The 9,423-nt window shown below is 36.3% G+C and carries 7 protein-coding genes; 3 read left to right on the forward strand and 4 right to left on the reverse strand.

Annotated elements, in window-relative coordinates; all coding sequences use genetic code 11:
- Positions 1 to 54: 54 nt before the first annotated feature.
- Positions 55 to 201 (reverse strand): hypothetical protein, encoded by a 147-nt coding sequence (locus AC5YGI_RS21820; protein ID WP_330743269.1) that lies wholly within the window; start codon positions 199 to 201, stop codon positions 55 to 57.
- Positions 202 to 290: 89 nt separating this feature from the next.
- Here AC5YGI_RS21820 and AC5YGI_RS21825 point away from each other — a divergent pair, with 89 nt between their 5' ends.
- Positions 291 to 587 carry an MGMT family protein gene (locus tag AC5YGI_RS21825; RefSeq protein ID WP_110008117.1) on the forward strand — a complete coding sequence of 99 codons (297 nt, stop codon included), beginning with the start codon at positions 291 to 293 and terminating at the stop codon, positions 585 to 587.
- A 126-nt stretch (positions 588 to 713) separates the two neighbouring features.
- Here the strand turns inward: AC5YGI_RS21825 and AC5YGI_RS21830 are convergent, their stop codons facing one another.
- Complete coding sequence (locus AC5YGI_RS21830) at positions 714 to 1,106, reverse strand: helix-turn-helix transcriptional regulator (protein WP_330743267.1); 393 nt, start codon at positions 1,104 to 1,106, stop codon at positions 714 to 716.
- A gap of 291 nt (positions 1,107 to 1,397) precedes the next feature.
- Positions 1,398 to 3,290 (reverse strand): molecular chaperone HtpG, encoded by a 1,893-nt coding sequence (gene htpG, locus AC5YGI_RS21835; protein ID WP_496169794.1) that lies wholly within the window; start codon positions 3,288 to 3,290, stop codon positions 1,398 to 1,400.
- 152 nt (positions 3,291 to 3,442) lie between these two features.
- On the opposite strand from htpG, the gene AC5YGI_RS21840 reads away from it, so the two are divergent.
- Both AC5YGI_RS21840 and AC5YGI_RS21845 read left to right on the forward strand, forming a co-directional pair.
- The gene (locus AC5YGI_RS21840; protein ID WP_330743265.1) at positions 3,443 to 6,337 is read left to right on the forward strand and encodes an alpha/beta hydrolase family protein; all 2,895 of its coding nucleotides are present in this window, start codon (positions 3,443 to 3,445) and stop codon (positions 6,335 to 6,337) included.
- A 141-nt stretch (positions 6,338 to 6,478) separates the two neighbouring features.
- Complete coding sequence (locus AC5YGI_RS21845; RefSeq protein ID WP_496169793.1) at positions 6,479 to 7,912, forward strand: hypothetical protein; 1,434 nt, start codon at positions 6,479 to 6,481, stop codon at positions 7,910 to 7,912.
- Positions 7,913 to 8,180: 268 nt separating this feature from the next.
- Here the strand turns inward: AC5YGI_RS21845 and recA are convergent, their stop codons facing one another.
- Complete coding sequence (recA, locus tag AC5YGI_RS21850) at positions 8,181 to 9,182, reverse strand: recombinase RecA (protein WP_062676286.1); 1,002 nt, start codon at positions 9,180 to 9,182, stop codon at positions 8,181 to 8,183.
- Positions 9,183 to 9,423: the final 241 nt, after the last annotated feature.

Raw genomic sequence — 9,423 nt, forward strand, 5'->3', positions numbered from 1 at the left:
CAAAAATACACATAAACATTTGTGAAAATCTGCGCGATCTGTGGGAAAATAAAATCAATCCAAAGAATTCACCAGCACAAAGTATCTGTAGGCCAGAATTCCCTTTTCTATCTTAGTAAGACGATTAGGATCTTTCTTACTCAATTTCGGAAGAACTTTTTTATTAACGGCATTCAACAGCCTGAAAAATGATTTTTTCATATCTTTATCTTTTAATGAAACATCATTGAGATGAGAAGAGTTCAAAAATGATGCAAAAAAGAGGACCGACTTAAAATAATCATTTTGATATGGACGAAATTTTCAAACAACAGGTATACGAAGTGGCAAGACTTATTCCTAAAGGGAGGGTATCAACGTACGGCGCCATAGCAAAAGCTGTTGGTTATCCAAATCATTCCAGACATGTAGGAAAAGCGATGGGAGGATGTCCGAAAGATGTTCCTGCGCACCGCGTGATTTCAAGCTCTGGAGTATTATCTGTCCCCGAATTTCAGCCAAAGCTGGAAGCAGAAGGAATCATTGTTGAAAACCTCAGAATAAAGAATTTCAAAAAACTGTTCTGGGATCCGTTGGAGGAATTGTAAATTTCAAAGAATTCTTTTAACATAGAACGTTAAAAAAGCGCTCACCTCAAAGACCTCCGTAAAAAAAAAGTCACTCCATACATTAATATGAAGCGACATCAATATTTTTTACAGTTTCAAACCGTATTATTTTCTTCCTCTTGGGAGACCTTTCAGTTCTTCTTTCAGCCTTTCGTTTTCCTCTTTTAATAGAGCAATATAACCTTGAAGATTTTCAATAATAGCTCCCGGAATATTATCATAATTATTCTGGTTGGTAATGACTCCCGCAGAAGAAGATCTGTCATTAAATACAGGATGATCATTATTAATAACTACTGTGGCTTCATCTTCTTCATAAATGTCCTCTACCGGCACGTCGAGAAAACGGGCAAGTTTATCCCACTCATCTTTTACGATCCTTACATCACCGCTTTCTTTTCTGCTGTAATTGGATACATCCGTCGCGATAAAGTCAGCTACCTGTTGTTGGGTATAGCCTTTTTGCTTTCTGATGACGCGTAATTTTTCTTTTTGCATGACCGACATTTTATACAAAAATGGCAAAAAAGGAGAAGCTATACAATAAAAAGTAGAAAAAAGTAGGTGCTAAAGAATAAGATTAAAGATAAAATGAATCTAAACTTTAAAAACAGAAGTATTATCTGATTTAATTGTTGAAAATTTTCTTTCAGAATAATTTCTGATAAGAGAAAAGATTTAAACCTTACAGGTTTCTAAAACCTATAAAATTTAGATGAGCTATTTACAATTTTTATACTTTTTTAAACAAAAAAAAGACTGCTTCAAAATTGAAACAGTCTCTGTAAATTATTTTTCAAGCTGCTTATAGCTTTTCTGTATAAAATCTGTCAGGTCTTTTCCTTTCAGTAAGTTTTGTGAAAGCTTGGCAAGATCAAGCGCATATTTGATTAAGCTTTCTTTTTCTTCAGCATTCTCAGTCTTTAAGATCTGACTGGAAAGCTCACTGTTGGAGTTCACCACAAGATTATACATCTCCGGGAAACCTCCCATTCCGAACATACCGCCTCCGCCTGTAGCCTGCATTTCCTTCATTCTTCTCATGAATTCAGGCTGGGTAATCGTGAACGGAGCATCATTGCTGTCAAGATCTTCAAGCTGTACCGTAAATTTAGAATCCTTTATTGCCTCTTCTACATTCTTTTTCAAAGATTCTTTTTCGGTTTCATTCAGTTTTGAAATTACCGGTTCATCTTTTTTGATAAGATTATTAACATGATCGGCATCTACTCTCGCAAATGAAATATTTTCTTTTGAAGTTTCCAGTTTCTGGATCACGTGTGAAATGATAGGAGAATCCAATAGCAGAACTTCATATCCTTTATCTTTGGCAGACTGGATATAGCTGTGCTGCTCATCAGCATTGGTAGCATACAGGATAACCAGTTTGTTGTCTTTATCAGTTTGTATTGGCTTGATTTTCTCTACCAATTCATCCCAAAGGAAATATTTACCGTCTGTTGTAGGATATAAAGTGAATTTGTCTGCTTTTTCAGCAAATTTTTCTTCTGTAATGATTCCATATTCGATTACAACCTTGATATCGTTCCATTTTTTCTCATAATCTTCACGGTTTTCGTTAATTAAAGAAGCCATTTTGTCGGCAACTTTTTTCGTGATATACGATGAAATTTTCTTTACAGCACCGTCTGCCTGAAGATAAGAACGGGAAACGTTCAACGGAATGTCCGGAGAATCAATTACCCCTCTTAACAACATCAGGAAGTCAGGAACAATCCCTTTTACTTCATCCGTTACAAATACCTGGTTTTGATATAACTGAATTTTATCTTTGTCGATATTCAGATTATTGCTCAATTTCGGGAAAAATAAAATTCCGGTAAGGTTGAAAGGATAATCAACATTCAGGTGGATGTTGAATAACGGTTCTTCAAACTGCATTGGGTACAGTTCATGATAGAACTTCATATAATCCTCGTTGGTCAGTTCACTTGGAGCGATGGTCCATGCCGGAACCGGATTATTGATAATATTGTCTACTTCTTCTGTTTCAGCTACGGCATCCTCAGGAGCATCTTCCGGTAAAGGAAGTGTATGTGTTTTTGTCCCGAATTTAATCGGAACAGGCATAAATTTGTTATACTTTAATAGCAGTTCACGGATTTTTGCTTCTTCTAAAAATTCTACAGAATCTTCAGCAATATGAAGGATGATTTCCGTTCCTCTGTCTGTTTTATCAGTAGTTTCTTCAAGGGTGAATTCCGGGCTGCCGTCACAGATCCAACGTACTGCCGGCTCATCTTTATAAGATTTTGTAAGGATTTCCACCTTTTCAGCCACCATGAAAGCAGAGTAGAATCCAAGACCGAAATGTCCGATAATGCCGGAATCTTTTGCAGAATCCTTGTATTTTTCCAAAAACTCTTCAGCACCTGAAAAAGCTACCTGGTTGATATATTTTTCAACTTCTTCACCGGTCATACCAATTCCCTGGTCGATGATGCGTAACGTTTTCTGGTCCTTATCAATTTTAACTTCAAGTTTGGGATTTCCATATTCCACTTTTGCCTCACCAATGCTTGTCAGGTGTTTTAATTTTAAAGTAGCATCCGTTGCATTGGAGATCAATTCTCTCAGGAATATTTCGTGGTCACTGTAAAGAAATTTTTTAATAAGCGGGAAAATGTTTTCCACAGATACATTAATATTTCCTTTAGTCATCATATTTTAGATTTTTAATTTAAAATTCTTTCTCAAAAAAAATACCATGCAGGAGAAAGTGACAGAATGTCATTTTTTCAAATTGAAAAGGTCTTGTTATATGGATTTGTCAAAGAAATGCCTTACTTTTAAATCTTAAAATATTTTTAAAAATGAAGTTGAAATGTACAGTTTTTATGCTGCTCATCATGACCTTCTGGGTATATGGGCAGAGGAAGCCTTTAGACCATTCTGTTTACGACAGCTGGCAAAATATAGGATCAAGAAAAATTTCAAATGATGGAAAGTGGATTGCCTATTCGGTAGATGCTCAGGAAGGAAATTCTGACCTTTCTTTATATTCCGTTAAAAATAAGACAACAAAGAAGTTTGCAAGAGCGGCAAAAGTGGATTTTACCAATGATTCCAGGTTTGCTGTTTTTCAAATCCGCCCGCAATATAAAGATATAAAAGCGGTAAAAGATAAAAAACTGAAGAAAAATAAATTAACAAAAGACAGTCTTGCCATTGTTGATTTTTTTAATGATAAAACAGAGAAAATTCCGAATGTAAAATCGTTTAAAATTCCCGAAAAAGCAGGTTCTTACGTTGCTTATCTTCTGGAAAATATAAAAGATAAATCTTCTGATGATGCTTCCGACAAAGAAGACGGGGAAGAAAATAAAGAGGAAGAAAAAAATGTAAAACCATTACAGCTGGTGGTGAAAAACCTTTTGGATGGAAAAAGTACAACATATGATAATGTCATACGCTACGAGTTCAGTAAAAACGGGAAGCAGCTTGTTTTTGTAACCAAGAAGCCGGATGAAAAGAAAGATAAAAAAGAAGGAAAGGATTCAACAGATGAAAAATCTTCGGATAAAAAAGATACAGACAAGTCAAAACCTAAGAAATATGCATTTCAAACCGTGCAGGTAGTTGATCTGCAAAAAGGAACCGTCAATACAATTTCTGAAATGGAGGGAGACTTTTCACAATTGTCTTTTGACGAAGAAGGAAATCAGCTGGCTTATGTAGGAACTTCTTCTGCACAGAATGATCTGGTGAAATTGTATCAGCTATATTACTTTAATTTTAAAGGAAACAAAAAAGCAATTGTTACCAATGAGAATGCACAGATGAAGAGAAACTGGGTAATTTCCGAAAACCGGTTGCCGCTGTTCAGTAAAAATGGGAAACAGTTGTATTTCGGTGTTGCTCCGAAGCCAATTGCAAAAGATACTGCCATGATTGCAAATGATCATGCCGTTGTGGATATCTGGAATTATAAGGACGATTATCTGCAAACGGTACAGCTAAAAGAGTTGAAAAATGATCTGAAAAAATCCTACGCTGTAGTTATGCAAACGGAAAAACCGGATTTCTTCACCAATATTGACGGAGAAGATTTGGATACTTTACGACTGGTGAATGAAGGAAATGCAGGATTTGCGCTGGGAATTACCAGTATCAATAACCGTATTTCTTCACAATGGGAAGGGGCAACAAAGAAAACCTATTTTCTGATTGACAATAAAACGGGAGAGAGAACCGAAATTATTAAAAACCTCAATGGAGCAGCGGCTGTATCTCCGCTGGGAAAATTTGTTGTGATCTTTGACAGAGAAAAAGGAAAGTGGCTGAGCTATAATGTGAAAACAAAACAAACCCTGCCATTGAATACAGGCTTAGCTGTTTCCTTCGTTGATGAAGAATTTGATATGCCGGATTTTCCAAATTCTTATGGTATTGCATCCTGGACAGATAATGATGAATCTGTAATTATCAGAGACCGTTACGATCTTTGGGAATTTTTCCTGAACAGTTCAAAAAAGCCAAGAAATATAACCAATGGATATGGACGTAAGCATAAAATAACATTTGATACCTATGATCTGGATAAGGATATTAAAAGCTTAAACAGAAAATCAACTATTTATTTATCCGCATTTGACAATACATCCAAAGCCAACGGAATTTTTAAAACATCTGTGCAGTCAAACGCTGATCCGGTAAAAATTCAGATGGAAAATGTATGGGGATACAGAACCCTTCAAAAAGCAAAAAATGCTGAACAGTATATTCTGATAAAAGAATCATACAAGGATTCTCCCAATATTTTTGCAACATCAGATTTTTCAGAACAACAAAAACTGAGCAATACCAATCCGCAGCAAAATCAATATAACTGGGGAACAAACGAATTGGTAAACTGGACGACACCAAAAGGAAATACTTCTACAGGAGTGTTATACAAGCCGGAAAACTTCGATTCGAATAAAAAATATCCGATGATTGTTTATTTCTACGAAAAACTTTCGGATAATTTAAACCGGTATGTTGCACCAGCTCCAACACCTTCAAGATTAAATATTTCTTATTTTGTGAGCAACGGATATCTTGTTTTCACTCCTGATATTTCTTATACAGATGGTTTCCCGGGAGAATCTGCCATGGAATATATTAATTCCGGAGTTGAAAAGTTAAAGCAAAATGCATGGGTAGACGGTACTAAGATAGGAATTCAGGGACAAAGCTGGGGCGGTTATCAGGTTGCTTATCTTATCGCTCATACCAACATGTATGCAGCTGCATGGAGTGGAGCTCCTGTTGTCAACATGACCTCTGCCTATGGAGGAATTCGATGGACTTCAGGAATGAACAGACAGTTCCAGTATGAAAAATCACAAAGCAGATTGGGCAAAAACTTGTGGGAAGCACCGGATCTTTATATTAAAAATTCACCGCTTTTTACCATTGATAAAGTACAGACTCCGGTAGTTATTATGAGTAATGATAAAGATGGAGCTGTGCCATGGTATCAGGGGATTGAAATGTTTACCGCACTACGCCGTCTCGGGAAACCGGTATGGCTTCTGAATTATAATGGTGATGACCATAACCTTATGAAACGTCAGAACAGAAAAGATATTCAAATCCGCGAACAGCAGTTTTTTGATTATTATCTTAAAGGTGCTAAAGCTCCGGTCTGGATGACAAAAGGAATCCCGGCAACCCAAAAAGGAAAGGATTGGGGATTTGAACTGACAGATGATAAACCTAATTAACAGAATTCCGGCGGAGCCAAAGGCTCCGCCGGAATTTTTTATTATAAAAGCAATAAAGAGCACACTGACACAATGGCATTTTTTTTATGATGGGTCTGTTGAGCACTTTTATTATATTTACCGCCAATTATAAATAACAGTATGGGAATCTTTGATTTTTTTAAGAAGAAAAATAACAGTCAGGAAAATGTAAGTACTCCGGTTCAGGAAATGGAAATGCCAGAGGAAAAAATAGTAGAGGAAGTGGTGGAAGAAGTTGTGGAAACAATACCGGAAGTTCCTTCGCAGCCGGCAGAAGAGCCGAAAGTAAATGAAGAATATGAAAAAATCAGGATTTATAATGATTATATCGTGTATTCTATAGCCCTTCAGCTAAGAGGTGAGTATACACCGCTTTCTGCTTTTGAAAAAGAAAATGGTGAGGTAGAGGGTTTTGCGTATATGGTTACTGAAGATGCTTATGCGCTTTCTCCACAACAGGCGATTGCACAGATGGAAGAAAAGTTTGAAAGTGAGCTTCAGGAAGTTAAGATTAAATCTTATATGATACTATATCATTCTCAGTTTGATCATAACGGTAATCACACTCCGGCTATTCAGGAAGGGGAATTTAAGGGAATTTCACTTGCTTATCACTTTGCCGGTGACGAAAAGAAGAAAACAGGATTGCCTTATATTTTCGAAAACCAGAATATTACGTATAAAGGTTTTGCAGAGTTTTCTCATGAAGAAAATAATGCGATTATGAATCATCAGTTGATTGAGGGACAAAATTATTTCCAGAATACAGTAGGAATCACGGCTCCTGAAACCACTAATGAAGCTGGGATAATTATCAGAAAATCCAATGTTCATAACCTTGTGAATACATGGAGTGGCGTTTTTGGACATCAGAACTTTCAGACTAAAGATTACGGGCAGTATCTTAGCACAGTTTTAATGCAGTCCACCGTTTCTGATCCGACAGGAGAGGCCAGAAATAAAACCGAATTTGAAGATGTAAGATTCAAAACCATTGTTACAGATGAGTTGGGTACCATAATTCCGGAAGTAAAAACGAATTATACCCTGGACTTTGAAACAAGATCAATCAGGGAATGGGAAAATGCATTGAATTTACAGGCAATTGTAGCAGGACCTGCCAGAGATACTTTTGGTGTTTGGTTTTTTGCAACAGATTATGCTGAAAACAGAAATACCTACATGACTCAGCCTCATCTGAAGGTGAATGTCAGTGGAATTGTTTTCATCCTTGATGTTCAAACCAATACTGATTTACCGGATGGAACCAAAATGAGTGAGGATTTCACTACCTATGCACCAAGTCAGGACCTGCCTAATTATGCATGTTTCGATTTTATTGGTCAGGTAGTCGATTTTAAGGAAACAGAATTACTTGAAGACGGAAGTGTTAAAGGGTATATTCTGAAACTGAAATTGATCACGAATGAAGAGAATGAAGATTTCTTTACCATTGATGCTTTTGTGAACAAAGAGAATATGAGAATGGAAGCACTTACAAAAGGAATGAAAGTGACCGGAGCTCTTCAGCTGCAGGGTAAAATTGCTGAATAATTTTTAAAAAATATAAAATCTCAAAGAGGTTGTTCTACGGAATGACCTCTTTTTTATTTTCTGATCCTTCATTTATTTAAACGCATCGTTGATGGAGCTTTGTGGTAAATGATGCATTTGCTTAGTAAGAATCAATGGAATTGATTCAGCTCTCTGCTCCCTTAAAAATATTACAGCATACAGATGAAACCTTTGCGTTAGAAAAATCTTTATTTTAAAAACAGAAAAAGGCAATCCGAAGAATGCCTTTTCTATATTTTCTGAAAAATTATTTGTTTTTCATTTCTTCCTTAATCTTAGCTTCCAATTCTTCAGCAAGATCCGGATTATCTCTTAAAACATCTTTTACAGCATCACGTCCCTGACCCAATTTAGTCTCTTCGTAGCTGAACCAAGAACCACTTTTCTTCACAATTCCCATATCTACAGCAGTATCAAGAATTTCTCCTACTTTAGAAACACCTTCACCATACATGATGTCGAATTCTGCCTGCTTGAATGGAGGTGCTACTTTGTTTTTCACAATCTTCACTTTCACACGGCTACCGATAGCTTCGTCACCTTGTTTGATAGGAGCACTTGCTTTTCTGATATCAATTCTTACAGAAGCGTAAAACTTCAGTGCATTACCTCCGGTAGTGGTTTCAGGGTTCCCGAACATGACACCGATCTTTTCTCTCAACTGGTTGATGAAAATCACAGTACATTTTGTTCTTGAAATTGTAGCGGTAAGCTTTCTTAATGCCTGAGACATTAATCTTGCATGAAGACCCATTTTGGAATCTCCCATTTCACCTTCGATTTCTGCTTTTGGTGTAAGAGCCGCTACAGAGTCAATTACTACGATATCAATTGCTCCTGAACGGATCAAATTATCTGCAATTTCTAAAGCCTGCTCACCGTTGTCCGGCTGAGAAATGATCAGGTTTTCAAGATCAATTCCTAATTTCGCAGCATACGTTCTGTCGAAAGCGTGCTCTGCATCAATGAATGCTGCAATACCACCTGCTTTTTGAGCCTCAGCGATAGCGTGAAGGGTCAATGTTGTTTTACCTGAAGATTCAGGACCATATATTTCAATGATTCTTCCTTTTGGATATCCGCCTATACCTAGGGCAATATCCAAACCTAAAGAACCGGAAGGAATTACCTCAATAGTATTGTCTATAGATTCGTCACCTAAAGTCATTACCGTTCCCTTTCCATATGTTTTATCTAGCTTGTCAAGCACTAAAGCGAGTGCTTTTTTCTTATCATCAATGTTACTCATCTCTATTAAAATAATTTCTCAAAAATACATAATTTATAGATCAAAAGCTAATATTATTTGTCTCTGAAAGCTATTTTTAAAGTTAAAAAATGATAAAATTTTACAGCTGATCTCATTCATTACGAAGCACATGCGGAATGTGGTATCTAAAGTATTTTTTAATGTTTTTTACTTTAGTAAGATGAGTTGTTTTTTTGTTTGAAATCGCAAAGGAGCCATTCTTTTAATATAGATTATGCTT

The organism is Chryseobacterium sp. CS3K3.1 (assembly GCF_059515165.1).